Here is a 23,978-nt window from a genome sequence, read left to right on the forward strand (position 1 = left end):
GCCGCTCAGCCGGCCGGGCGCCCCGCGTACGCCAGCGGGTCGGCCAGCACTTTTGTCAGCACCAGCGCAGCCGCGCCCCGGGCCGCGTCACCCGCGACGGACGAGGCGCGCAGCCGCCCGCTCCCCGGGGACCAGAGCCCCGACACCACTCGGCCGGTCAGCTCCTGGTCGGCGGGCGGCGACAGCCACGGCATCAGGTTCCGGTAGATCCCGCCGAGCACCACTGCGTCCGGGTCGAGCAGATTCACCGCCCCGGACAGCACCCGCCCCAGCATCCGGCCGGCCTCCGCGACCGCGGCCACCGCCCGTTCGTCCCCCGCGCGGGCGCGCCGTTCCAGTTCGGCCACCCCGGCGCCGCTGCCGGACTCCGCGATCCCGGCGGCCCGCAGCAGCGCCGCCTGTCCCGCGTACTGCTCCAGGCAGCCGCGCGAGCCGCACCGGCACTCCGGCCCCTCGGCGTCCACCACCACATGCCCGATCTCCCCGGCGAATCCGTGCGCCCCGCGCAGCAGTTCACCGTTGACGACCAGCGCACCGCCGACACCGATCTCGCCGGTCAGATAGAGGAAGCTGCGCAGCTCGTCGAGTCCGCCGAACCAGAGCTCGGCCAGCGCCGCCAGATTGGCCTCGTTCTCGGAGGCCACCGCCGGCGCCTCGTGCCCGGGGCGGGCGCGGGCGAGCGCGGCCGCGAAGAGATCCTCGGCCGGAACCCGGTTCCAGCCCAGGTTGGGCGCCTGGCGCACCGTACCGCCGGACACCAGTCCGGGCAGGGCGAGGGCCACGCCGACCGGGCGGAGTTCCTGCTCGCGTGCCGACTCCAGGGTGCGTGCGGCGATGCCGGCGGCCCGCGCCAGGACCTCCCCGGGCGGGGCGCCGCGGTTGTCGAGGTGCTCGGTGAGCCGCACCCGTCCGGTGCCCGCCAGGTCCACGACGCACACCGACACGTAGTCGATGTTGACCTCCACGCCCAGCCCGGCGGGCCCGGTGCGTGCCACCTTGAGCGCGGTGCCGGGGCGGCCCGCCTGACCGCTGAACGTCTTGCCGGACTCGGTGAGGAAACCGGTGGCGAGCAGCTGCTCGACGAGCGAGGACACCGCGGCCCTGGTCAGCCCCACCCGTGCGGCGACCCCGGCCCTGGTCGCCCCGCCCTCGGCCTCGTCGCGGACGGCGCGCAGCACCAGGCTGAGGTTGCTCCGGCGCACGGTGTCCTTGTCGGCCTTGGGCCCCAGCGGTGTGACGTTGCTCTTCATGTCGGAGCCGAGCCTATGCGATCCCTTGTGCGATGCCCCGGCCCGCTCAGAGCGCGCAGCGGAATCCGCCGTGGCCCGTCGTGCTGTCCGGGGTGTTGGAGGTGCGGGCGGCCACCCGGTAGCGGGTGCAGTAGGAGCTGTGGCAGAGGTAGGAGCCGCCGCGCAGCACCCGGTTCCCACCGGTCGGCGGCCCGACGGGATCGACGCGGGCGGCCGGGCGGTCGGCGACGTGCCAGTCGGCGCTGAACCGGTCGACGCACCACTCCCACACATTGCCCGAGGTGTTGTACAGGCCGAAGCCGTTGGGCGGGTAGGAGTTGACGGGGGCCGTGGAGAGGAAGCCGTCCTCCCCGGTGTTGCGCACGGGGAAGTCGCCCTGCCAGGTGTTGCAGCGGTGCCTGCCCCCGGGGGTGAGTTCGTCGCCCCAGGGAAAGCGGGCCCGGACCAGTCCGCCACGGGCCGCCTTCTCCCACTCGGCCTCGGTCGGCAGCCGCTTGCCGGCCCATCGGGCGTAGGCCGTCGCGTCGTGCCACGACATATGGACCACGGGGTGATTGCGGCGGTCGCCGATCGAGGTCCCGGGACCCTCGGGCGCCCGCCAGTGCGCACCGCTCACCGCCCGCCACCAGGGGGCGCCGGGGACGGTGCCGGGCAGCACCGCGTGCCGTGCCTGCGGGGGCACGAAGGAGCCGAACACATAGGACCAGCCGATGAGTTCGGCCTCGGTGCGATAGCCGGTGGCCTTCACGAACACGGCGAAACGGGCATTGGTCACACAGGCCGCGTCGATGTGGAACGGGCTGACGGCGACCTCCCGTACCGGCCCCTCACCGTCCGCCGCGAACCCGTCCTCGTCCTCGCCGCCCATCAGGAACGGGCCACCCGGGACGGCGACCATGCCCCGAAGGAGCTCGGCCGGCCGGCGCACGGGGACGGTGAAGTCCGCCGGCGGAGGGCAGGGGGTGCCCTCCGGCGGTGCGGCGGCGGGCATGGAGTCCGCCGGGGCGAGGGCCGGGGCCGTCGCCGCCGCCCGGGACGGTCCGCAGCACGCGTTCACCGCGATGCCCCGGTGACGAGGGGCGAGCCGTCCTCGGTGGCGTCGCCGGGGGCGGGCCGGTCGTCGAGCAGCCCGGCCAGTTCCTGCCCGGTGGTGCGCAGCAGCAGGGCCACCCCGCCGAGCGCGGCCGCGTCGCCGCTGAGCGCGGAGCCGCGCACCTCGACGGTACGGGGCGCGGTCGGCAGGGAGAGCGCGGCGAGCTGTTCGCGGATCGGGGCGAGGACGAGTTCGTCCAGGGCGGCCGGTTCACCGCAGACCACGATGCACTCGGGGTCGACCTGTGCCGCGAGGGCCGCGAGGACCCGCCCGGCGGTGACGGCCGCGCCGCGGAACACATCGGCGACGTCCGGCCGGCCCGCCGCCGCGAGCGCGACCATCTCCTCGGCGTCCTCGACCACCACGCCCCGGTCGGCGCAGGCCGCGAGCAGAGCGGGAAGGCCGATGAGGCCCTCCAGACAGCCGCGGCCACCGCAGTGGCAGGGCTTTCCCTCCGGATCGCAACTGGTGTGGCCGATCTCGCCGGCCGCGCCGTGGGCGCCGCGCACCAGCTGGCCGTTGACGACGAGCCCCCCGCCGACGCCCTGGGACCACCCCAGGTAGACGGTGTTGTCGAGGCCGCGGGCCGCGCCCCAGGTGACCTCGGCGAGCGCGGCGAGCCTGGAGTTGTTGTCGGTGAGCACGGGGGCGTCGAAGTGCCGGCCGAGTTCGGCGGCGACATGGCTGGCGAAGGGCGTCATGTTGCGCGGATCGCCGGAGGCCGGGTTCTGGACGAATCCGGGGAGCCCGAGGCCGATGCCCTGGACCGGGGCGAGGCTGATGTTCTCGCGGCGTACCAGCTCCTCCACGGCGGCGACGGCCTGCGCGGCCCGCTCGGGGGCGCCGCTGTCCGGCGGGGCGGGGGCGCTGTACCGGCCGACGATCTCATGGGCGCAGTTGGCGACGACCACATGGATCCGGTGGCGCTGGAGGTCGATGCCGATCAGCTCGGCACCGCGCGCGTTCAGCGCGATCTCCAGGGCGGGCCTGCCCCGGCCGCGCGGATGCTCCGGATCCGGGGCGGGCTGTTCCACCACGGCCTTGCGTTCCAGCAGATCGGAGACGATCGCGAACAGGGTGGTGCGGGAGAGCCCGACCCTCGCCTTGAGCTCGCCGCGGCTCAGCGCGCCCGACCTGCGCAGTTCGCCGAGTACGGCGGCTTCATTGGCCCTGCGCAGGCGTTGCAAGGCATCGGTGCGTTCCGTCATGCACGCATGGTCGATCGGTCAAGGTCTTTCTGTCAACGCGCCGGAAGAATTCACACGCTTTTTATTCCCAAGGGTTGACGTAAAAAAGTCGCCATCCCTACAGTTCCGGTCACTTGCCTGCCCGAGCACGTGCCTCGGCACCGGCCCGAGCTCCTGCCCGGGCCCTCGGCGGCACCCCCGTGAGCGACCCGTCGAAAGGGCGACCAGCCAGTGGCTCCGCGCAACGTCCTGTTCCTGATGACCGACCAGCACCGGGTCGACACCCTGGGCTGTTACGGCAATCCACTCGTCGACACCCCGGCTCTGGACGCCCTGGCGGCCGAGGGGACCCGGTTCGACCGCTTCTACACGCCGACCGCCATCTGCACCCCCGCCCGTGCCTCACTCGCCACCGGCCTCCACCCGTTCCGCCACGGCATGCTGAACAACCCCGAGCGCAACGGCGGCAGCAAGGACGAACTCTCCGACGGAAGTCCCCTGCTCTGGCGCCAGTTGATGGACCGGGGCTACCAGGTCGGCCACGCCGGCAAATGGCACATCGGCCGCGAGCGCGGCCCCGAGTTCTACGGCCTGGACGGCGAGCACCTGCCCGGCGCGCTCAACCCCGTACACCATCCCTCGTACGAGAAGTGGCTGGAGGACAACGGCTTCCCGCCCTTCGCCGTGCGTGAACCCGTCTTCGGCACCGCCGCCAACGGCACCGGACGCGGCCACCTCATCGCCGGCCGGCTCCAGCAGCCCGCCGAGGCCACCATCGAGGCGTTCCTCACCGACCGGACCCTCGCCCTGCTGGAGCGCTACGCCGCCGACTGGAAGGCGAGCGGCACACCCTTCATGCTGTCGTGCCACTGGTACGGCCCCCACCTGCCGTATCTGATCCCCGACGAGTACTACGACCTGTACGACCCCGACGACGTGCCGCTGCCCGCCTCCATGGCCGAGACCTTCGCCGGCAAGCCCGAGGTGCAGCGCCAGTACAGCGCGTACTGGTCCTCGGACGACTTCGACGCCGCCGCCTGGCGCAAGCTCATCGCCGTCTACTGGGGCTACGTCACCATGATCGACCACCAGGTCGGGCGGCTGACCGACGCGCTCCGGGAGCACGGGCTCCAGGACGACACGGCGGTCTTCTTCACCGCCGACCACGGCGAGTTCACCGGCGCCCACCGGCTCAACGACAAGGGCCCGGCGATGTACGAGGACATCTACCGGATCCCCGCGATCGCCCGCGTCCCCGGCGTCCCCGCCCAGGTCAACGACGACTTCGCCACCCTCATCGACCTCAACCCGACCATCCTCGACCTGGCCGGCGCCGCGATACCCGAACTCTGCGACGGGGAGAGCCTGTTGCCGCTGCTGATGGGGGAGAAGCCCGGGATCACCGGGGATTCCGGGGCCGCCCAGGGCTCCGTGACACCCGCCGGGAACACCCGTGACCAGATCGTCGCCGAATTCCACGGCCACCACTTCCCCTACTCCCAGCGCATGATCCGCGACCGGCGCCACAAGCTGGTGCACAACCCGGAGAGCGTGCACGAGCTGTACGACCTGGAGGCAGACCCGCACGAACTGCACAACGTGTACGAGGCACCCGCCTACGCCGGTGTCCGGCGCGACCTCACCGTGCGGCTCTACCGCGAGCTGCTGCGCCGCGGCGACCCGGCCTACTCCTGGATGAGCTACATGGCGGACATCGGTGGAGACCGCGCGGCGGACGTCGACGGAGTCGCGGAGGAGGTCGCATGAGGCAGAAACTCCTGCCCGGCCCCGCACCGGCGGACGAACCGGCCACGGCCGCACCGGTGAAGAGCCCGAGTTCGACGAAGCGTCCGCAGAAGAAGGTCCGTGGCACGGGCCGGCTGCACTCCCTGCTGCTCGGCCTCGCCTCCGCCGCGCTCGGCCTGGCGGCCTGGTCCGTCCTCGCCAACAGCGGCATCGACGGCTTCCCCGGACCCGTCGAAGTGGCCCGCCGGGCCATCGCCCTCATCGGTGACGGCACGCTCCTCGCCGACGCGGGCGCCAGCCTGAAGCGCGTACTCATCGGCTACGTCCTCGGCGTCGTGCTCGCGATCCCCGTCGGCTTCCTGATGGGCTGGTACCCGGCCGTCCGCCGACTGGTCGAGCCCTGGCTGCAGTTCTTCCGCATGGTGCCGCCGCTCGCGATCATTCCGCTCGCCATCGTCCTCATGGGCATCGACGAGACCCCGAAGATCTTCGTCATCTTCCTGGCCGCGTTCCTCAACTCCGTCGTCTCCACCTTCCAGGGCGTCGTCGCCGTCGACGTCACCCTCGTCAACGCGGCCCGGGTGCTCGGCGCCCGCGACCCGCAGGTCTTCCTCGGCATCGTCGTCCCCGCGTCCACGCCGTTCATCCTGGTCGGCATGCGCATCGGTCTCGGGGCCTCCTGGGCGACCGTCGTGGCGGCCGAACTCATCGCGGCCCAGGGCGGACTGGGCTTCCGCATGCAGCAGGCCCAGCTCTACTACGACCTGCCGACCATCTTCGTCCAGCTCATCGCCATCGGAGCGATCGGCCTCGTCATGGACCGGCTGCTGCTCCTCGCCGAGCGCCGGCTCACCCACTGGCAGGAACGGCGGTAACCATGCCCACCATCAACTTCCACGAGGTGTCGAGGAGCTTCCCCGTCAAGGACGGCGAGTTCCTGGCCCTGGACCGGGTCGGACTGGACATCGAGGACGGCGAGTTCGTCACCGTCGTCGGCCCGTCCGGCTGCGGCAAGAGCACCCTGATGAACATCGCGGCCGGTCTTCTGGACGCGACCGGCGGCGAGGTCACCGTCGACGGCGTGCCCGTCCGCGGACCGGCCCCCGAACGCGGCGTCATCTTCCAGCAGTACGCGCTCTTCCCCTGGATGACCGTCACCGCCAACGTCGAGTACGGACTGAAGGTCGCCGGAGTCGGCAGGGCCGAACGCCGCCGCCGGGCCCAGGAGGTCATCGAACTCGTCGGCCTCACCGACTTCGCCGACGCCCTGCCCAGAACGCTCTCCGGCGGCATGAAGCAGCGCTGCGCCATCGCCCGCGCCTACGCCGTCGACCCGAAGGTCCTCCTCATGGACGAACCGTTCGGCGCGCTCGACTCACTGACCCGGGTCCGGATGCAGGAATCCCTGCTCGACACCTGGAGCCGCGACCGGCGCACCGTCATGTTCATCACCCACGACGTCGACGAGGCGGTCTTCCTGGCCAACCGGGTCGTCGTGATGGCCGCCCGTCCGGGCCGCGTCCACACGATCATCCCCGTCACACTGCCCTACCCGCGCACCGAGGAACACCGCCTCTCGCCCGAGTTCGCCGAACTGCGCGCCCAGGTCTGGCACGCCGTCCACCGTCAGCCCGCTCCCCTCGAAGGAACAGCGTCGTGAAGAGAACCCGCATCGGCCGTCGCACGGCAGGTCTCCTCCTCGCCCTCGCCCTCATCCCCGCCACCACCGGATGCGGCGGCGACTCGTCCGCCGGCTCCTCGGGCGGTGGCGGCGACAAGGTCCGCTTCGGCTACATCGCCGACTACAGCGGCTCGGCGGCGCTCGCCGTCGCCCAGAAGCAGGGCCTGTGGAAGAAGGCGGGCCTCACCCCCGAGCTGAAGGTCTTCACCAACGGCCCGCTCCAGGTCCAGGCCCTGGGCTCCGGCGACCTGGACTTCGGCTACGTCGGTCCGGGCGCGCTCTGGCTCCCCGCCTCCGGCCGCGCCGAGATCGTCTCCGTCAACATGCTGGGACTCGCCGACCGGGTCATCGCCCGGCCGGGCTCCGGCATAGACGGGCCCGCCGACCTCAAGGGAAAGAAGATCGCCGTCGCCGAAGGCACCTCCGGCGACATGATCCTCGACCTGGCGCTGCGCGAGGCCGGGCTGAAGCAGAGCGACGTCACCAAGGTCGCCATGGACGCCTCGACCGTCGTCACGGCCTTCTCCTCCGGCCAGGTGGACGCGGCAGCCACCTGGTACCCGCTCATCGACACGATGAAGAAGAAGGTCCCCGATCTCAAGGAGATCAGCCGGACCGAGGACTACTACCCCGAGCTCACCTTCCCGAACGTCTTCGTCACCCAGCCGAAGCTGGCCTCCGGAAACCCGGAACTCGTCAAGAAGGTGACCGGGGTCCTCAAGGCGGCCGGCGACTGGATCGCCGCACACCCGCAGGAGTCGGAGACCGTCGCCGCCGACTTCCTCAAGCTGCCCGCCGGTCAGCTCAAGGGGTCCACGAAGTACGTGAAGATCCTCCCGTCCGCCGAGCTGACGAAGCTCAGCCAGGACGGCACGGTCGACGGCTGGTTCGACGGACTCGCCGATGTCTTCGTCCGGATGAAGAAGCTGCCCGAAGCAGGCAGGGCCAAGGACTACTACCTCGCAGACCTGTACGCCACAGCCGGAAAGGCGGACCGGACATGAACGACCCGAGCGCCACGGACGACGGATACGCGTCCCGCCACCTGAGCACCAGGAGCGCGCCGGGACGGCGGGGATTCCTCGCCGGAGCCGCGGGCCTCGCCGGTGCGGCCGTACTGCCCTGGACCACCGCCACCGAAGCCGCGGCGGCCGCACCCGCCACCGCGGCCGCCCTCCGTGTCGTCACGGAAGGACGCGCCCGTGCGACGGTGCTGTGGTGGGGAGCGGGCAGCGCCCGGTTCGCCGCCACCGAACTGCGGGACTACGTCCGGCGGATCACCGGTGTCCGGCTGCCGCTGCGCGCCGCGAACGCCCCCGGAGCCACCGTTCCCGAAGGCGTCACCGGCCTGGTGAGCCTCGCCCCGGGCACCGGCCGGGACACCACGGTCCCCGCGAGCCGGCTCGCCGAGGCCGGCCGGGAACTCTCCGGTTCGCCCGAGGACTCCTTCACCCTGCTCGGCGACCACACCCACCTGCTGCTGACCGGGCTCGGCGACCGGGCCCCGCTCTACGCCGTCTACGCGCTCCTGGAACGGCTCGGCGTACGGTTCTTCGCCCCGTCCTTCCCCGCGTACGAGGGCCACGCCGAACAGCTCCCCAGCATCCCGGCCCTCACCCTTCCGCCCGTACGCAGCACCGACCGGCCCGACTGGCAGCTGCGCCGGCAGTACGCGGAGGAGGGCTTCAGCCACACCGAAGCCAGCCTGCCGCCGCTGCTGGACTGGATGGCGAAGAACCGGCTCAACACCTTCGTCCACCCGACCGACTACCTGGGCCTCGGCGTCACCACGTACGACAAGGTGCGCAGCGTCCTCACCCGCGAGGCCACCAAGCGGGGCATCCGCATCGAGACCGGCGGCCACGGCTACGACAGCTTCCTGCCGAAGGCCGACTACCCGCAGTACTACGAGTCCGGCGGGCCGCTCTTCGACATCTACAACCCCGAGGCGCTCGACGCCTACATCGACCGCGTCGTCGCCTTCCTGCGGGACCGCCCCGAGATCACCGTCTTCGACTGCTGGCCCCCGGACGTCGGCGCGTTCCAGAAGGCGATCCTCGACCGGTACGGCAAACCCGCCAACGCGGAATCGGTGGTCGTCAACAAACTGGTCCAGGTGTTGCGGGAGGAACTGCCCGGTGTCCGGGTCGAACGGATCGCGTACGCGTCCACCGTCCGGCCGCCCGATCCGGAGTACGCCTGCGACCCCGAGGTCATCGTCGACTTCGCCCCGTACTCCCGCAACTACGACGGGAACCTCGGCGACCCCGCGGTGAAGGCCAACACCGGGCTCGCCGACGCGCTGCGCGAGTGGCGGTCCGCGTTCCGCGGTTCGCTGGTGATGTACGAGTACTACCGGCGCTACCGCTGGCGCAGCCTGCCGGTGCGTCCGGTCGCCACGATCGAGGGCGACGTCGCCTTCGAGTCCCGGCTCGGTCTGGGCGGCATGGGCATGTACAGCGAACCGGGCGACTGGATCACCTACGAACCCGTCCAGAGTCTCGTCGCCGCGCTGGCCTGGGACAACAGCCTGGACGCGGACGCGTATCTCGACGGCTACCTCCTGGCGCGTTTCGGCGAGGAGACCTTCACCGCGATGCGCCGCTACTACGACCTGACCGGCCTCGACCCCGACACCCACGCGGTCACCCGGCTCACCGACACCTACACGCGGGCCCGCGACGCGCTCGGGGAGGCCACCGGCCTGGCGAAGGGCGCCGCGGCCTGCACGGTGCTGGACCGGCTGACCCGCAACATCGACATCGCGCTGGCCGACATGCGCATCGGCCTGGCACCGGCGAACAGCGCCGAACTCGCCGCGGCCCGCCGGGAGTACCGGGCGCTCGTGCACCGCAACCGGTTCAACGGCGTCTGCCTGCCCAACGTGCAGGCCTGGTGGCGCTGGAACGGCCCGGCGGGGCAGACGCCGTACGACGACGCCACGGTCCGCCAGGACGTCGCCGACAACTACGCCGCCCCTGCCGCCGGATTCGGCGACCCGGGATTCCTCGCGCTGGTACGGGACGGTGAAGCCGCGGCGCTCGTCGTCGAGGCACAGGACGTCGACTTCACCGGTCACACCGTCCAGTGGACGGCGACCGCGCCCCACGGCGTGGTGCTGGAACCGGCGAGCGGCACGCTGAAGGTGCACGGCACCCGGGGCGCGGCCGCCACGGTGACGGTGCGCGCCACTGCCGGGGCGGCGACCGGGGCGCAGCGGATCACCCTGGACTTCCGGCTGCCGGACGGGACCGTGCTGGTCCCCGCACGGGTGGAGGTCGCCGTGTCATGACCGGGGCCGGCCCGTCCGGGGCGGAGGAGTCCGCCGCGAACGGGCCGGCCGCGCGGGGGTGCGGGAAGCGGGAACGTCCGGCGCTCAGGCCTTCGAGCCGCGTTCCTTGAGCATGTCCGCCATGAGCGAGATCTCCGACTGCTGGCCGCGCACCATGCCCGCCGCCAGGTTCCTGATCTCGTCCGTGTCCGCCGAGGTGGCGGCGGCCGCGGCCATCTCCACACCGGCCTGGTGGTGCGGGGTCATCAGCTTCAGGTAGAGCACCTCGGCTGCCCTGCCCTTCGCCGCCCGCAGCTCGTCGAGTTCGGTGTTGGTCGCCATGCCGGGCATCAGCGAACCGTCGCCCCTCGGTGTGAAGGGGTGGTTCATCCACTTCATGGGCGCGGCCGAGGAGGACTTCGCCCGGCCCCACGTCTCCAGCCAGCCGAGCATCATGCCCCGCTGGTTGGCCTGCGTGTTGATGATGTCGTAGGCGAGCCGGCGCACCGCCTCGTCGGACGTGCGGTCCCGGACGATGAACGACATCTCGACCGCCTGCTGATGGTGGACCGACATGTCACGGGCGAACCCGACGTCGACCGAGGTGTCCGAGGGGGCGGTCGCGGCGGAACCCCCGGCGGAGGGGGAGCCCGCCGACGAGGACGGCCGTACGAGCATGAGCGCGACCAGGCCCGCCGCCAGCAGCAGCACCACGCCGCCGGCCAGCATCATCGGGCGCGAGGAGCGGACCGCGGTCGTCACTGGGCGACCCCGCCCGTGCAGGCAGCGCCCGGCTCCGGCGTCTGCGGGCCCTGCACGTACTTGGTGAAGAACTGGTCGACGCGCGCGTCGGCGGCGCCGTTCACCGTGACCTGCTTGCCCCAGGCGCTGAGCATGAGCGGGTCGGCCTGGTCCTCGATCGGGCTCATCAGGGAGTACGGCGTCGACTTGACGCGCTCGCGGAGCTTCTCGACGTCGGCCGGCTTCGCCTTGCTGGTGTACGTGACCCAGACCGCGCCGTGCTCCAGGGAGTGGACGGCGTTCTCCTTCGGTATCGCCTTGGAGTAGACGTCGGCGTTGCAGTTCATCCAGATCGGGTTGTGATCGCCGCCGACCGGCGGGTTCATCGGGTAGTCGACCTTCTTGTCGACATGGTCCTGGGTGAGCTTGTCCCAGGTCCGCTCGCCCTTCACCGGAGAGGACTTCGCCTCGGTCTCGGCCTTGTCCTTGTCGTCGGCGGCCGACATCAGATAGCCGCCGCCCGCGACGAGCGCGGCGACCACGGCGACGGACGCGGTGATGGTGATGAGGCGATTGCGTCGCTCGCGGGCCCGCTCCTTGCGGCGGGCCTCCTCCAGCTTGGCGCGGCGTGCGGCGGCCGAGGCGTTCTGTTGCTTGGCGGATGCCATGAGGGGGGTCCTTCGGTTCAACGGAGGTGAGGGAGCTGAGGGCATACGGAGTCCGTTCCCCGGGTGTCACGGGGAACGGGGGCGTGCCTCTAGATCCGCTGAACCTGCAGACGGAGATGGTCGACGTCCCGCACGGCGTCGTTGGACGGGCCGCGGATCGCGGCCGCGCCGCTGAGCGGGGCGACGGGAGCGGTGACGGCGGTGCCGGGCAGGGCGGCGGGTGCGCTCTGGCCGGGCAGCACGACCGGGGTCGAGTGCTCGGAGGGTCCGTGGCAGGAGCTGCCCATGCCCCGGTCCTCGGGGGAGTCGGCCACCACGATGCGTGCGAGTGCCTGGTGCGTGGGCGTGACGGTCCGGGCGACGGCCGCCGGCCCGACGTCCGAGGCGTGTGCGGCCGGCGCCGTGATCGAGCAGCACGAGACCATGGCGAAGAGCACGAACAGCCAGCCGAACACGGCCGACGCGCAGGTGCCCTGCGTCCGTCGGCGCGTCGCTTCGCTCAGCCCGGTCATCCCGTCATCGTACGCGGTGTGTGAAGTTTCAATGAGGGGTGGGAGGGGGTGGACCGGGCGGATCCCGTGCGAGTGCTCCCTCACACGATCGCCCGTGCGAGGGAGCACCCGGGGCAGTGGGACGTCACGGGGCGGGCCGCCCCGTGGGCGAGCCGGCCGATGGGCGAGCGGGCCGGCTGACGGGCGGGCCGACCGCGGGGCCGGGCCGACCGGCGCGCGACCGGCCGCGACGGCTGGTGCCCCGTGCCATGATGCGCCCATGCCGTACTTGGTGCCGCCCCACATCCCCCCGGGTCGCCTCGCGGACCACGCCCAACCGGCTCTCGCCGTCGCCGACGACCTGCTTCTGCGGCCGTGGCGGCGCGCGGACGCACCGGCCGTCTTCGCCGCCTTCTCCGATCCGGCGATCCAGCGCTGGCATCTGCGCCGGGCCGACAGCGAGGACGAGGCGCGCGGCTGGATCGAGCAGTGGCAGGAGGCCTGGCACGGCGAGACCGCGGCCCACTGGGCCGTCGTACGTCCCCGGACGGCGGGCGACGGAACCGGGGAAGTCCTCGGCCGGATCTCGCTCCGCTCCCTGATCCCGGAGGTCGGTCAGGCGGAATGCGCCTACTGGGTGCTGCCGGCCGCCCGCGGACGGGGCGTGGCATCGCGGGCCGTCTCGGTGCTCGCGCGCTGGGCGTTCGACGAGATCGGGTTCGAGCGGCTGGAACTCGCGCACTCCGTGCTGAACGAGGCGTCCTGCCGGGTGGCGGCCAGGACGGGTTTCGCCCTGGAGGGCACCCGGCGCCACGCCCATCTGCACGCCGACGGCTGGCACGACATGCATCTGCACGCCAGGCTCCGCGGGGACGAGGCGAAGAGCTGACCGCGACCGGGGCCGGTACCGGCTGTTCGCGTCGTCCCCGTACGGAACACCTAGTCCCGTTCCACGTCCACCTCGGTGAGCCGCTCGTACCGTCCGGGGTCGGCGCGCCGGATGCGCAGCGCCACCACGGCCCCGGCCACGAGCACCACCGGCAGCGGCAGCAGCAGCGCCACATTGACCGCACCCGTGCGCCCGGTGAGCAGGTCGAAGTGGAGTACCGCCAGCACCGAGAGGAGCGCGAGACCGACGAAGGCGATCAGTGGCGCGACCGCGACCCGCCAGACCGACATGCCGCGCCGCTCCCGGCGGAAGAAGAAGCAGACGGCCAGCGCGGCCAGCGCCTGCATGATCATGATGCCGAGCACGCCGGTGCTGTTGGTCCACAGGAAGATCTCGGCGTACGGATCCGCGTCGATCAGGGCACCGCCCACCACGATCACCAGGCCGAAGACGGTTTGCACGACGACCGCCGCCACCGGTGAGCCCTGCCGGGGCGACACCCGGCCCAGCCTGCGCGGCAGCAGGCCCTCGCGGCCCAGGGCGTAGAGGTAGCGGGCCGCGGCGTTGTGGAAGGCGAGGGTCGCGGCGAACGCGCTGACCACGATCAGCACATGCATGGAGTCGGCGAGCCACGGGCCGACGAACCGGTCGGCGGCGTGGAACGTCAGCTGCGGGCCGTCCGAGGAGCGGGCCATCGAGACCGACTCGTCCGTGCCGAAGCCGCCCATCAGGATCCACACCCCGGCGGCGTAGAACAGCGCCAGGAACCCGATCGCGACAAAGGTGGCACGGGGCACCGTGCGCTCCGGGTCGCGTGCCTCCTCGGCGTAGATCGCGGTCGCCTCGAAGCCCGTGAACGCGCCGATGACCAGGACGAACATCCCCGCCATGCCGCCCGACGAGGTCAGCACGGACGGGTCGAAGGACGTGACGTCCAGGGCGGCGGTCCCCCGGTCCGCCAGCACCCCGACGTCCATCACCAGCAGCACCAGGACCTCCAGGACCAGCGCCACCCCCAGCACCTTCGCGCTCAGGGTGACCCGCAGCCAGCCCAGTACCCCGGTGCCCAGCACACAGATCGTCGCCAACGGCCACCAGGGCAGTTCCGCACCGGTGAGATCGCTCAGCGTCGTCGAGGCGAAGTAGCCGAACCCGGCGGCGACACCGGGGGCGATGAGGTTGTACGAGAGCGTCGCGAGGTAGGCCGTGGCGACCCCGAGCGTACGGCCGAGCCCTCGGGCCACGTACGCGTAGAAGGCCCCGGCGTTGCGCACGTAGCGGCTCATCGCGGTGAACCCGGCGGCGAAGAGCACCAGCAGCGCACCGGAGACCAGATAGCCGAGCGGGGTGCCCGGACCGCCGATCCCGATGGCGAACGGTGCGACACCGGCCAGCACCGTCAGCGGTGCGGCCGCCGCCACGACGAAGAAGACCAGATCGAAGGTGCCGATCTGCCCCTTGGCGAGGCTTCCGGACGGACTGCCGGAAGGCGGGGTGGTATCCCGAGGGGCCTCGGGGGGCGAGGCGGGGGAGGCGGGCGGCGGGACGGCCGTCGAGGCTTGCGTCATCGGTGGTTCCTCAGGTGCGAACGGGCGGCTGGACGCCGAAACCGATGCCTGCTCCAGGCATGGGTCAGCGGAAAAGACCAGTTCAGGGCGGCCGAATTGGGCGCGGCGCTCAAGCTAACTGGTATACCGAATACCAAGCAAGGGGGTACGGAAGGTTTCCGGAATCTGCGATGATCGCGGCACGGGAACCGGAAGAGACCGGCTCCGACGGGCAGGAAGCGAGTCCATGAGCAGCAGCCGAACCGCCGGCCCCACCGCCACCGGCACCATCGGCGCGGCACATCAGTCGCTGCGCGACCAGGTCTATGTGGAACTGCGCGAGAGGATCATCGACGGCCGCTACCCCTCCGGGCACCGGGTCGTCGAGCGGGAACTCGCGGACGAGCTGGGGGTGTCCCGCATCCCCGTACGGGAGGCCATCCAGCGGCTGGAGACCGAGGGGTTCATCGCGGCGCAGGCGCGCAAGGGCGCGTTCGTCGCCCCGCTCGGCCCGGCCGAGGCCGCGGACTTCTTCGACATCCGGGAACACCTGGAGGCGCTGGCGGCCTCGCTGGCCGCCCAGCGCGCCGACCGGGCCGGTCTGCGCACCCTGGAAAAGCTCCTGGAACGGGCCCGCCGCGCCGCCGACTCCTCCCGCCGGACCCGCGAACTGGGCTCGGTCCATGCCGACTTCCACCAGCAGATCGTCGTCATGTCCGGCAATCCGCTGCTCCAGGGCCTGATGGCACCGCTGGACGGCCGGCTGCGCCGCCTGTTCAGCCTCACCTCCGAGCCGGGCGACGGCCCCATGATGTGCGGGGAGCACGAAATGCTCTACGAGGCGATCCGCAGCGGCGACGCCGAGGCGGCGGAGCGGATCGCCCGCCGTCATGTGGCCGGGACGCGCGAGACCGCGATGCAGATGCTCGCCGCAGGCACCGCTGACTCCTGATCCGGGGCAGCCCCTGCCGTCGGCCCCTTGGATCCCGGCCCCGATCCCGGCCCCGATCCCGGCCCCGGCCCCGGCCCCGGCCCCGATCCCGGCCCCGGCCCCGGCCCCGGCGCCGGTCCCGATCCGGACGACCGATCCGCGCGCCACGTCACGCGCCTCGTCACTCACCACGTCACGTACCACCGAAGGAGACCACCGCCCCATGGCGACGCCCGCCCCCGCCCGCCCCCACGTCCTGTTCACCGCCGTCCGCTGCACCGACGGGCGCATCCGTGACCTGCTGGTCTCCGAGGGCCGGATCGCCGCGTACGACCCCGCACAGCTGCCCGACGGCTGCGCGACCGTGGACGCCCGGGGAGCCCTCGCCCTGCCCTCGCCCGTCGACGCGCACATCCACCCCGACAAGTCGACCTGGGGCGGGACCTGGCTGAGCCGCGAACCCGCCGAAACGCTCCGGGACCTGATCGAGGGCGACGTACGGGCCAGGGCCGCCTTCACGGATCCGGTGGCGGAGCGGGTCGGGGCACTCATGGACCGGGCCATCGCCCATGGCACCCGCGCCATGCGGGCCCATGTGGACGTCGCCCCCGTGCACGGCCTGTCCGGGGTGCACGGGGTGCGGGCGGCGGCCGATGCCCGCAAGGACCTCATCGACGTCCAGATCGTCGCCTTCCCCCAGCTCGGCCTGTTGAGCGAGCCCGGTACCGCCGAACTCATGGAGCAGGCCCTGTCCGAGGGCGCCGATGTGGTCGGCGGCCTCGATCCGATCGGCATCGACGGTGACATGGGGGGCCAGTTGGACTTCGTGTTCGGGCTGGCCGCCCGCAAGGGCGTACCGCTCGACATCCATCTGCACGACGGCGGACCGGCAGGGATCCGCCAGGTCACCGAGATCGCCCGGCGCACCGTCGCGGCGGGGATGCAGGGCCGCGTCACCCTCGGCCACGCCTTCGCGGTGGCCGAGCTGGACGGCACCGAGAACGACTCCGTCGCCGCGCTGTTGGCCGGATCCGGCGTCTCCCTCGTCACCTGCGCGCTGGGTGCCGACCCGGTCCTGGACCCCGCACGGCTCATGCCGCACGGTGTGCGGCTCGCGGTCGGCTCCGACGGGGTGCGCGATGCGTGGACGCCGTTCGGCGACGGCGACATGATCGCGCGGGCCCATCTGCTCGCCTACCGCACGGACGCCCGCACCGATGCCGAACTCGCCGCCTGCTACGAGGCGGTGGCCCAGGGTGGCGCCGCCCTGCTGGGGCTGCCCGCCTCCCGGCTGGAGCCCGGCGACCCGGCCGACTTCGTCCTGGTGGCCGCGGGGTCGCTGCCCGAGGCCGTGGTGGACCGCCCGGTCCCGTCCATGGTCGTGCGCGAGGGCCGGATCATCGCCCGCGAGGGCCGGCTGGTCCGATGAGCGCGGGGCCCGGCGCGGCGACGGGGGCCCGGCACGACGGCGGGGCCCGGCACGACGACCGGGCCGGTCAGCCGCGATCGAGCGCGCGGTCGGTGAGGGCGCCCGCGCAGCCGGTGTAGCGGGCGGGGTCGGTCAGTTCGCCCAGGTCGAGACCGGCGAGTTCGGGTTCCTCGTCGAGCACGTCGGCGAGGACGTCGGACAGATCCGTGGTCTCCGCGCGGGCCCGGTCGGCGGCGCCGGCCAGAACCTCCCCGGCGCGCTTGCGGCCGATCCGTTCGGCGAACACGGCGGCCAGCCGCTCCGAGACGATCAGCCCGTCGGTGAGCTGGAGATTCTCGCGCATGGCGTACGGGACGACGCGCAGCGCCCCGGTGAGTTCGGCGGCGCAGCGCGCAGCCCCGCCGACGAGCCGCAGCAGCTCGCGCAGCGGTTCCCACTCGGCGTGCCAGGCCCCGGCCGGCCGCTCGTCCTCGGCGGCGAGCGATCCGTACAGCGTCGCCGCCAGACCCGGGGCGCGACGGGCGGCCGCCGCGATCAGCGTGGCGTGCACCGGACCGGCCCGGTGCGCCATGGCGGACGTGTCATCGCCCGTCCCCTCGGTGACCTCGCCGATCTCGGTGCGGGCAAGGCTGAGCACATCGGCCGCCGTCTTGCCGAGCGCACCCGCGGTGAAGGCGAGCGCGCCCGCCAGGTCCGCGATCGGGGTGCGCAGGGTGTGCCACGGCAACAGCGGTTCGGCCAGGCCGAGTTCGCTCGCGAACGCCTGGACCAGGGGAAGCCCCGGATCGATCGCGTCGATGTCCTCGGTGGGCGCGTACGCCTCGAAGGCGGCCAGCGTTCCCGCGACGCCGCCGAGTTGGGCGGGAAGCGATTCCCGTACGGCCGAGAGGCGGTCCCTCGCGTCCAGGACCAGCGCCCGCCACCCCGCCGCCTTGAGCCCGAAGGTGGTCGGCACCGCGTGCTGGGTGAGGGTCCGGGCGGCCATCGGGGTGTTGCGGTGCACGGTGGCGAGCCGGGCCACCGCGTCCGCGGCCCGCGCCAGGTCGTCCAGGAGCGGAGCCAGGGTCCGTGCCGCGACCAGCATGGCGGCGGTGTCCAGGATGTCCTGGCTGGTCGCGCCCCGGTGCACATACGGCCGGACGTCCGGCGGTACGGCGGCGACCAGGTCCATGACCAGCGGGATGACCGGATCGCCGCCCGCGCGTGCGCGCAGCGCCAGATCCCGTACGTCGAACCGGCTCCGGTCGGCCGCCGCGGCCGTCACCGCCTGCCCCGCACCCGCGGGGGCGAGCCCGCACTCGGACTGGGCGCGGGTGAGCGCAGCCTCGGCGTCGAGCATCGCCTGCAGAAAGGCGCTGTCGCCGGTGGCCGTCTCGGCGGGGGAGCCGGCCCGCCCGGGGGCGAGCAGACCGGCATCGCTCTCGTACATCGACTGAACTCCAGACATCCCCCCAAGGGCTGCCTCCTTAGCCTTCGCCGCCCGTCCGGTGGATGCCGAACACCGCACCCTGCGGGTCCCGCACGACCGCGATCCGCGGCCCCTCCGGGATGTCGGTCGGCGGCATCAGCAGTTCGCCGCCCGCACCCTGGGCCGTGGCGGCCGTCGCGTCGACATCCGTCACGGCGAAGTACGGCAGCCAGTGCGACGGTGCCTCCGGCGGGAACCGGTCGTCCATGACCAGCATCCCGCCGAAGTCCTCACCGGCCACGCCCCACTGTGTGTACCGGTCCGACGCGGCGTTCACCGTCCACCCGAGGACCGCGGGGTAGAAAGCGAGCGCCGGGTCCGCCTCGCGGGTGACGAGCTCGACCCAGCCGAGCGCGCCGGGGTCGTTCAGCCGCTCGGCACCGGCGAAGGCGCGCCCCTGCCACAGCGAGAACACCGCACCGGACGGATCGGCGACCACCGCGAACCTGCCCTGGTCGAACACGTCCATCGGGCCGACCAGGAGCGTGCCGCCCGCCGACTTCACCCGCTCGACGGTGCCGTCCGTGCCGTCCGTGGCGAACGAGACCGTCCAGGCGGTCGGCAGGCCCGGCTGATAGACCGGGCTGAGCGCGGCCACGCGGGCGTCGCCGAGGTGCGCCATCGTGTAGCCGCCCGCCTCCTCCCGCGGATCGGTCTCAAGGCGCCAGCCGAAGAGTGCCGCGTAGAACGACTTGGCGGCCGGGATGTCGGGGGTGCTCAGCTCGACCCAGCAGGGGCCGCCGGTCACCGGTTCGGTGAGCTTCATTCGGTTCCTCCGTGGACGGGTGGGCGCGCGGACGTGTACGTGGGCCTGTGGCTGCCGGTCCTCGCGCAGTTGAACGCTATGACCTCGGGCAGGGAGCGGCCATCGGGGAGAAATGTTTTACGGGTGTAATACCTGTTAAAGTATTTGGGTGAGTGATACAACTACCCGGTCCCGGTGGCCCTCCGTCCGCAGACTTCCGCTGGCGGCCCCGCTGCGCCTCGCCCGGCCCTCGGACATGTGGTTCAAACCGGCACTGAGCGTGGTCGTCGCCACCGCCGTACCGGATCTGGTGCTGTTCGCCATCGACCGGCTCGACCTCGTGATGTACACGATGGCCGGTTCGCTCTGCGCGCTGTACGGCCACAACCTGCCGTACGCCCGGCGCGCCCGTGCCGTCGCCGGAGTCGTCGTCTCCATGGTCATCGGCCTGGCGATATCCCTGGTCGCGGCCTCCCTCACCGGGTCGACCGCCGTACTGATCGCGGTGGGGGCGCTGCTCGCGGCGGCGCAGAAGACGCTCTGCGACGCCACCCGCATCGGCCCGCCCGGACCGGTGATCTTCACCTTCGTCACCTCCGCCGCCCTCTTCGTCCCCCAGCATCCGGGCCAGGTGCCCGGCCATCTCGCACTGACCCTGGCCGCGGGCGCCATCGCCTGGCTGGTCACGGCCGGCCCCGCGCTGCTGCGCCGGGAGGGCCCGGAGCGCCGGGCGACGGCCCGCGCCCTCGACGCCGCCGCGGCGTACCTCACCGACCCCGGCCACCGCACCCGGCACGCCGCGGCCGCCACCGTGCACGCGGCCTGGCAGACCCTGCTCGCCGCCGGCCGCCCCACACCCGTACGCCGGTCACTCGAACGGCTCGTCGTGCACGCCGAAGCCGCCCTCGCCTCAGGCACCCTCGACGCCGCCACGGCCCTGCCCGCCCCCGACCCGGAACAGCTCCGCGCCTGGGCCCGGCGGACCCGCGCCCGAGGCCCCGTCCCCACACCGCCGCCCGCCCCGGGCACGGCGGAGGAGCTCTTCGGCATCGACGCCGAACGGGCCGCCCGCGGCACGAGCCGTCGCGAGGCCCGCCGCGCGCTGCTGCGCAGCCTCGCCCCGGGCTCCCCCCTGCTGCCCGTCGGCGCCCGCGCCCTCGTCGGCTGCGCCCTGGCCGGATACGTCTCCCAGGCGGCCGGCGTCGGCCGTCCCTACTGGGCGATCGTCACCGCCGCCTCCCTGTACCAGGCCAATGTGACCCTGTCCTGGAACCGGGCCCTCCAGCGCACCCTCGGCAATCTGATCGGCGTCCTCGTCTTCGCCGCGATCCTCCCGGCCAGCCGCACCGGCCCGCTGGCCCTCATCGGCTTCTGCCTGTTCTTCGGCTTCGCGGCCGAGGCCCTGATCACCCGGAACTACTGGCTCGGCTCCGTCGCCGTCACCCCGATGGCACTGCTGGTCCTGGAATTCGGCGGCACCCACCCGGCCGGCGAACTCATCGGCGACCGGGTCCTGGACACCGTCATCGGTGCCGGGGTGGGCATCCTCGCCGCCATGCTGGTGCCCAACCGCCGCGCCGCCGGACGCCTGGAGAAGGCGCTCGCCGCCACCGACCTGGCCCGCGCCCACGCCGTACACGCACTCGCCGCCCCGCAGCCGACTCCCGCCGCGCTCGACGCCGCCCGCCGCAGGCTGACCGGAACGCTCGTCGAACTGCGCGAGGCCGACGACACGGCGGCGGGCGAATGGTGGCAGCGCGCCCTCCCCCAGGAGCGGGTCCTCGCGGCCGAGCAGGCCGGACACCGTACGCTCGCCGCTACAGCAACACGGCGGGGGCCGATCGCCCGCGCCCCGGAGAACGGAGCGGTGTGACCGACGACATCGTCGCCACGGTGGTACGGCAGTGGCAGGCCGTCAACCCGGAACTGGACACCGGACCGATGGAACTCATCGGCCGCATCAACCGCTGCGCGGCCCTGCTCCAGCAGGCCGAGGACGCCCCGCTGCGCGAGGCCGGGCTGACCCGCGCCGAGTTCGACCTGCTCGGCGCCGTACGCCGCACCGACCGCGAACTCACGCCCGGCGAACTGGCCAGGGAGACGTTCTCGTCCGGCGCCGCCGTCACCAAGCGGCTGCGGATCCTCCAGGAACGCGGTCTCGTCGACCGGCGCGGCGACGACCGGGACCGCCGGGTCAACCACATCCGCCTCACCGAGGCGGGGCGCGCGCTGGTGGACATGCTGCTGCCCCGGCAGCTCGCGTACGAGCGCGCCGTGCTGTCCGGTCTCGACGAGGAGTCCCGTACGCGGCTCAGCGCCCAGCTCAGCGAGTTGCTGGTGCAGTTGGAGGGGCGGATCGGCGGCGGCCGGCGCTGAACCGGCGCCGGAAAAATGCCGCGCGGATGCGGGCGCGCTGCTGCTAGCGTCCACGGCATGAAGCGCGCTGCCATGACGACGACGCCGGAGAGTGTCCCGGCGCGCTGACAGCTGTGCAGTGAGAAGCCCCGGGGCGAGTGCCCCGGGGCTTCGCCCTGCGGTCACCCGCCCGACCACCGCGAGGAGACCGCCATGCACGACCACCGCAAGCTCGGCCGCGAACTGGGCCTGTTCGACACCGACCCGCTGATCGGCGCGGGACTGCCCTACTGGCTGCCCGACGGTGCCGCCGTGCGCCACACCCTGGAGGAGTACGTCCGCACCGCCGAACGGCGGGCCGGATACCGGCATGTGTACTCGCCGGTGCTCGGCAAGCGGGAGCTGTACGAGATCTCCGGGCACTGGTCGCACTACAGCGACGACATGTTCCCGCCGATGGACGTGGGCGGGGAACAGGTCGTGCTGCGGCCGAGCCTGTGTCCGCACCACGCCGTCATCTACCGCTCCCGCTCGCACAGCTACCGCGAACTGCCGCTGCGGATGGCCGAGCTGGGCGGCATGTACCGCTCCGAGCTCTCCGGGGTGCTCGGCGGACTGACCAGGGTGCGTTCCATCCAGCTGAACGACGCGCACATCTTCTGCACCCCGGACCAGGTGGCCGAGGAGGCGCGCGCCGCTCTGGAGCTGATCGGCGCGGCGTACCGGGCGCTGGGCATCGGCGCGGCCCGCTACCGGCTCTCCCTCCCGGGCGCGGGAGGCAAGTACGTCGACGATCCCGGGATGTGGCAGAGGTCCACCGCCCTGCTGACCGAGGTACTCGACCGCTCGGGAGTGCCGTACGAGGCGGCCGAGGGCGAGGCCGCGTTCTACGGTCCCAAGATCGATGTCCAGGTCGTCGACGGCGCCGGCCGGGAGTTCACCCTCTCCACCGTCCAGATCGACTTCCATCAGCCGGGCCGGTTCGACCTGCACTACATCGGCGCCGACGGCGCGAAACACCGGCCGGTCATGATCCACCGCAGCATCATCGGCAGTGTGGAGCGAGCCGTCGCCCATCTGATCGAGGTGCACGGCGGGGCCTTCCCCGCCTGGCTCGCCCCCACCCAGCTGGCGATCCTCCCGATCTCCGACGCCGAACTGCCGAACGCCGAGGCGCTCGCCCGGCAATGCGCCGACCTGGGACTGCGGGCCGAGATCGCCGGACCGGAACGCGGCACCCTCGGCGCCCGCATCCGGGAAGCCCGACTGGTGCCCTGCCAGGCGGTCATCGGGGCGAGGGAGGCCGCCGGGGGACAGGTGGCGCTGCGGCTGCGCGGCGGAGAACGGCTGGAGCCACGGCCGGCGGACGGCGTTCTCGCACGGATCTCCGCCCTGGTGGAGGCGCACGCCATCGAACTCCGGATGTAGCCACCCGGGCGGAAAACGGACCGCCGGAGCGGACCGCCGGAGCGGCAGCCGGAGCGGATCACCGGAGCGGGACGGCGCGCTCCGGCGGTCCGCTCCGGCGTGCGCTCGCCCGCGGCGGCTCGCCCGTGGCCGAACGGCCGGGAGCGGTCAGACCGCGTCCAACAGCGCGGCGGACAGGCGGATTTCCGCGGCGAGGCGGACGAGCGCCGCGTCGTCGCCGCGATCGGCGGGAGCCGACGCCATCAGGGCGAGCCGGTCACGCCGGCTCGATCCGGTCAGCGGCACGGCCACGGTGTTCAGGCCCCGGACCGACTCCCCGCGGCTGAGTGCGTATCCGACGGAGCGGATCTCCTGGAGCTCGGCGAGCAGCGCGGAGCGCGAGGTGACGGTGGACGGCGTGGCCGCGGGCAGCTCCTCGTGCGGGTAGAGCGAGCAGACCTGTTCCGGCGCCATCCGCGAGAGCAGCAGTTTCCCGCCCGACGTGGTGTGGGCGGGGTGCGTACTGCCGGGTTCCGGCATCACCCGTACCGGCTGCGCGGACTCGCGGCCGTCGGTGACGATGATCCGGTCACCGATCAGCGCGGTGCACTGCACGGTCTCACCGGTGCGCCGCGCCGCGTCGTCCAGCACCGCCGCGAGCCGTTCCCGGACGGGCGGGCCGAATCCCGCCGGGCGGCCGAGCCGGAACAGCTCCGGACCGGCCGAGTAGCCGCGGCCGGAGAAGTCCCGGGTCGCGAAGCCGCGCCCTTCCAGGGTGCTGAGGACCCGGTGTGCCGTGGACCGGCCCACGGAGAGCAGTTCGGCGGCCTCGGAGACGGTGAGCGTGTCGTGGGTGAGGAAGAGCTGCATCAACCGGAGCCCGGTGTCCAGAGATTCGATGGTGTAGCCACGATTCGACCCCATGGTGTGTCGGTTCCCCTTCGGTCCAGGTGTGTTCAGCGACGCCCGCGGTGCCGGTCCGTCCCATCCGTCAGTTCGGTGACCGCACCGTCCACCCGCCCCTGAGCCATGAATGCACTCCTTTCGATCCGGTTCGATCACATGTGCGCCTGTCCTGC

22 protein-coding genes are annotated in these 23,978 nt (G+C 72.7%); 12 read left to right on the forward strand and 10 right to left on the reverse strand.

What is annotated here, in order from left to right; translation table 11 throughout:
* Positions 1 to 5: 5 nt before the first annotated feature.
* Both ACFYY1_RS32255 and ACFYY1_RS32260 read right to left on the reverse strand, forming a co-directional pair.
* Positions 6 to 1,250: an ROK family protein gene (locus ACFYY1_RS32255; RefSeq protein WP_388591862.1), complete on the reverse strand. Its 1,245-nt coding sequence runs from the start codon at positions 1,248 to 1,250 to the stop codon at positions 6 to 8.
* A gap of 46 nt (positions 1,251 to 1,296) precedes the next feature.
* Positions 1,297 to 2,148 (reverse strand): formylglycine-generating enzyme family protein, encoded by an 852-nt coding sequence (locus tag ACFYY1_RS32260; protein ID WP_388591864.1) that lies wholly within the window; start codon positions 2,146 to 2,148, stop codon positions 1,297 to 1,299.
* Between ACFYY1_RS32260 and ACFYY1_RS32265 the strand changes: the two genes are divergently transcribed.
* Positions 2,147 to 2,323 carry a hypothetical protein gene (locus ACFYY1_RS32265; protein ID WP_388591866.1) on the forward strand — a complete coding sequence of 59 codons (177 nt, stop codon included), beginning with the start codon at positions 2,147 to 2,149 and terminating at the stop codon, positions 2,321 to 2,323. The genes ACFYY1_RS32260 and ACFYY1_RS32265 overlap by 2 nt on opposite strands.
* Here ACFYY1_RS32265 and ACFYY1_RS32270 read toward each other — a convergent pair.
* Positions 2,304 to 3,551, reverse strand: a complete 1,248-nt coding sequence (locus ACFYY1_RS32270; RefSeq protein WP_388591868.1) for an ROK family transcriptional regulator — start codon at positions 3,549 to 3,551, stop codon at positions 2,304 to 2,306. The genes ACFYY1_RS32265 and ACFYY1_RS32270 overlap by 20 nt on opposite strands.
* A gap of 210 nt (positions 3,552 to 3,761) precedes the next feature.
* Here ACFYY1_RS32270 and ACFYY1_RS32275 point away from each other — a divergent pair, with 210 nt between their 5' ends.
* Genes ACFYY1_RS32275 through ACFYY1_RS32295 form a run of 5 tightly spaced genes read left to right on the forward strand, consistent with a single transcriptional unit; the run spans position 3,762 to position 10,249 of the window.
* Positions 3,762 to 5,297, forward strand: coding sequence for a sulfatase-like hydrolase/transferase (locus ACFYY1_RS32275; RefSeq protein ID WP_388591870.1), 1,536 nt, complete (start codon positions 3,762 to 3,764; stop codon positions 5,295 to 5,297).
* Positions 5,294 to 6,151, forward strand: a complete 858-nt coding sequence (locus ACFYY1_RS32280; protein WP_388591872.1) for an ABC transporter permease — start codon at positions 5,294 to 5,296, stop codon at positions 6,149 to 6,151. Before ACFYY1_RS32275 ends, ACFYY1_RS32280 begins: the two co-directional genes overlap by 4 nt.
* 2 nt (positions 6,152 to 6,153) lie before the next feature.
* Complete coding sequence (locus ACFYY1_RS32285) at positions 6,154 to 6,936, forward strand: ABC transporter ATP-binding protein (RefSeq protein ID WP_388591874.1); 783 nt, start codon at positions 6,154 to 6,156, stop codon at positions 6,934 to 6,936.
* Entirely contained in the window at positions 6,933 to 7,961 is a 1,029-nt protein-coding gene (locus ACFYY1_RS32290) for an aliphatic sulfonate ABC transporter substrate-binding protein (RefSeq protein WP_388591876.1), read from the forward strand. Before ACFYY1_RS32285 ends, ACFYY1_RS32290 begins: the two co-directional genes overlap by 4 nt.
* Positions 7,958 to 10,249, forward strand: coding sequence for a DUF4838 domain-containing protein (locus ACFYY1_RS32295; protein WP_388591877.1), 2,292 nt, complete (start codon positions 7,958 to 7,960; stop codon positions 10,247 to 10,249). Before ACFYY1_RS32290 ends, ACFYY1_RS32295 begins: the two co-directional genes overlap by 4 nt.
* 84 nt (positions 10,250 to 10,333) lie before the next feature.
* Here the strand turns inward: ACFYY1_RS32295 and ACFYY1_RS32300 are convergent, their stop codons facing one another.
* The 3 genes from ACFYY1_RS32300 to ACFYY1_RS32310 all read right to left on the reverse strand — a co-directional run bounded on the left by ACFYY1_RS32300 (position 10,334) and on the right by ACFYY1_RS32310 (position 12,149).
* Complete coding sequence (locus ACFYY1_RS32300) at positions 10,334 to 10,990, reverse strand: DUF305 domain-containing protein (protein ID WP_388591878.1); 657 nt, start codon at positions 10,988 to 10,990, stop codon at positions 10,334 to 10,336.
* Positions 10,987 to 11,637 carry a DUF3105 domain-containing protein gene (locus ACFYY1_RS32305; protein WP_388591880.1) on the reverse strand — a complete coding sequence of 217 codons (651 nt, stop codon included), beginning with the start codon at positions 11,635 to 11,637 and terminating at the stop codon, positions 10,987 to 10,989. The genes ACFYY1_RS32300 and ACFYY1_RS32305 overlap by 4 nt, the downstream gene beginning before the upstream one ends.
* Before the next feature lie 89 nt (positions 11,638 to 11,726).
* Positions 11,727 to 12,149, reverse strand: coding sequence for a hypothetical protein (locus tag ACFYY1_RS32310; protein ID WP_388591882.1), 423 nt, complete (start codon positions 12,147 to 12,149; stop codon positions 11,727 to 11,729).
* 259 nt (positions 12,150 to 12,408) lie between these two features.
* Here ACFYY1_RS32310 and ACFYY1_RS32315 point away from each other — a divergent pair, with 259 nt between their 5' ends.
* Positions 12,409 to 13,017 (forward strand): GNAT family N-acetyltransferase, encoded by a 609-nt coding sequence (locus ACFYY1_RS32315; protein WP_388591884.1) that lies wholly within the window; start codon positions 12,409 to 12,411, stop codon positions 13,015 to 13,017.
* Between the two features lie 50 nt (positions 13,018 to 13,067).
* Here the strand turns inward: ACFYY1_RS32315 and ACFYY1_RS32320 are convergent, their stop codons facing one another.
* Positions 13,068 to 14,585 carry an APC family permease gene (locus ACFYY1_RS32320; protein WP_388591886.1) on the reverse strand — a complete coding sequence of 506 codons (1,518 nt, stop codon included), beginning with the start codon at positions 14,583 to 14,585 and terminating at the stop codon, positions 13,068 to 13,070.
* A gap of 226 nt (positions 14,586 to 14,811) precedes the next feature.
* On the opposite strand from ACFYY1_RS32320, the gene ACFYY1_RS32325 reads away from it, so the two are divergent.
* Both ACFYY1_RS32325 and ACFYY1_RS32330 read left to right on the forward strand, forming a co-directional pair.
* Positions 14,812 to 15,516: a GntR family transcriptional regulator gene (locus tag ACFYY1_RS32325; RefSeq protein ID WP_388591887.1), complete on the forward strand. Its 705-nt coding sequence runs from the start codon at positions 14,812 to 14,814 to the stop codon at positions 15,514 to 15,516.
* A 202-nt stretch (positions 15,517 to 15,718) separates the two neighbouring features.
* On the forward strand, positions 15,719 to 16,924 hold the full coding sequence (locus ACFYY1_RS32330; RefSeq protein ID WP_388591888.1) for an amidohydrolase: 1,206 nt from the start codon (positions 15,719 to 15,721) through the stop codon (positions 16,922 to 16,924).
* A gap of 67 nt (positions 16,925 to 16,991) precedes the next feature.
* On the opposite strand, the gene pcaB is transcribed toward ACFYY1_RS32330, so the two are convergent.
* Positions 16,992 to 18,353, reverse strand: coding sequence for a 3-carboxy-cis,cis-muconate cycloisomerase (gene pcaB / locus ACFYY1_RS32335; protein ID WP_388591889.1), 1,362 nt, complete (start codon positions 18,351 to 18,353; stop codon positions 16,992 to 16,994).
* A 37-nt stretch (positions 18,354 to 18,390) separates the two neighbouring features.
* Positions 18,391 to 19,158: a VOC family protein gene (locus ACFYY1_RS32340; protein WP_388591891.1), complete on the reverse strand. Its 768-nt coding sequence runs from the start codon at positions 19,156 to 19,158 to the stop codon at positions 18,391 to 18,393.
* Positions 19,159 to 19,306: 148 nt separating this feature from the next.
* Here ACFYY1_RS32340 and ACFYY1_RS32345 point away from each other — a divergent pair, with 148 nt between their 5' ends.
* The 3 genes from ACFYY1_RS32345 to thrS all read left to right on the forward strand — a co-directional run bounded on the left by ACFYY1_RS32345 (position 19,307) and on the right by thrS (position 22,920).
* Complete coding sequence (locus ACFYY1_RS32345; protein ID WP_388591893.1) at positions 19,307 to 21,010, forward strand: FUSC family protein; 1,704 nt, start codon at positions 19,307 to 19,309, stop codon at positions 21,008 to 21,010.
* Positions 21,007 to 21,513: a MarR family winged helix-turn-helix transcriptional regulator gene (locus ACFYY1_RS32350; RefSeq protein WP_388591895.1), complete on the forward strand. Its 507-nt coding sequence runs from the start codon at positions 21,007 to 21,009 to the stop codon at positions 21,511 to 21,513. Before ACFYY1_RS32345 ends, ACFYY1_RS32350 begins: the two co-directional genes overlap by 4 nt.
* 192 nt (positions 21,514 to 21,705) lie before the next feature.
* The gene (gene thrS, locus ACFYY1_RS32355; protein ID WP_388591896.1) at positions 21,706 to 22,920 is read left to right on the forward strand and encodes a threonine--tRNA ligase; all 1,215 of its coding nucleotides are present in this window, start codon (positions 21,706 to 21,708) and stop codon (positions 22,918 to 22,920) included.
* A gap of 147 nt (positions 22,921 to 23,067) precedes the next feature.
* Here the strand turns inward: thrS and ACFYY1_RS32360 are convergent, their stop codons facing one another.
* A complete protein-coding gene (locus tag ACFYY1_RS32360; RefSeq protein WP_388591897.1) occupies positions 23,068 to 23,823 on the reverse strand; it encodes an IclR family transcriptional regulator in 756 nt (251 codons plus the stop codon).
* Between the last annotated feature and the right edge of the window lie 155 nt (positions 23,824 to 23,978).

The sequence above is a fragment of the Streptomyces sp. NPDC001890 genome (assembly GCF_042891445.1).
Taxonomy (GTDB): domain Bacteria; phylum Actinomycetota; class Actinomycetes; order Streptomycetales; family Streptomycetaceae; genus Streptomyces.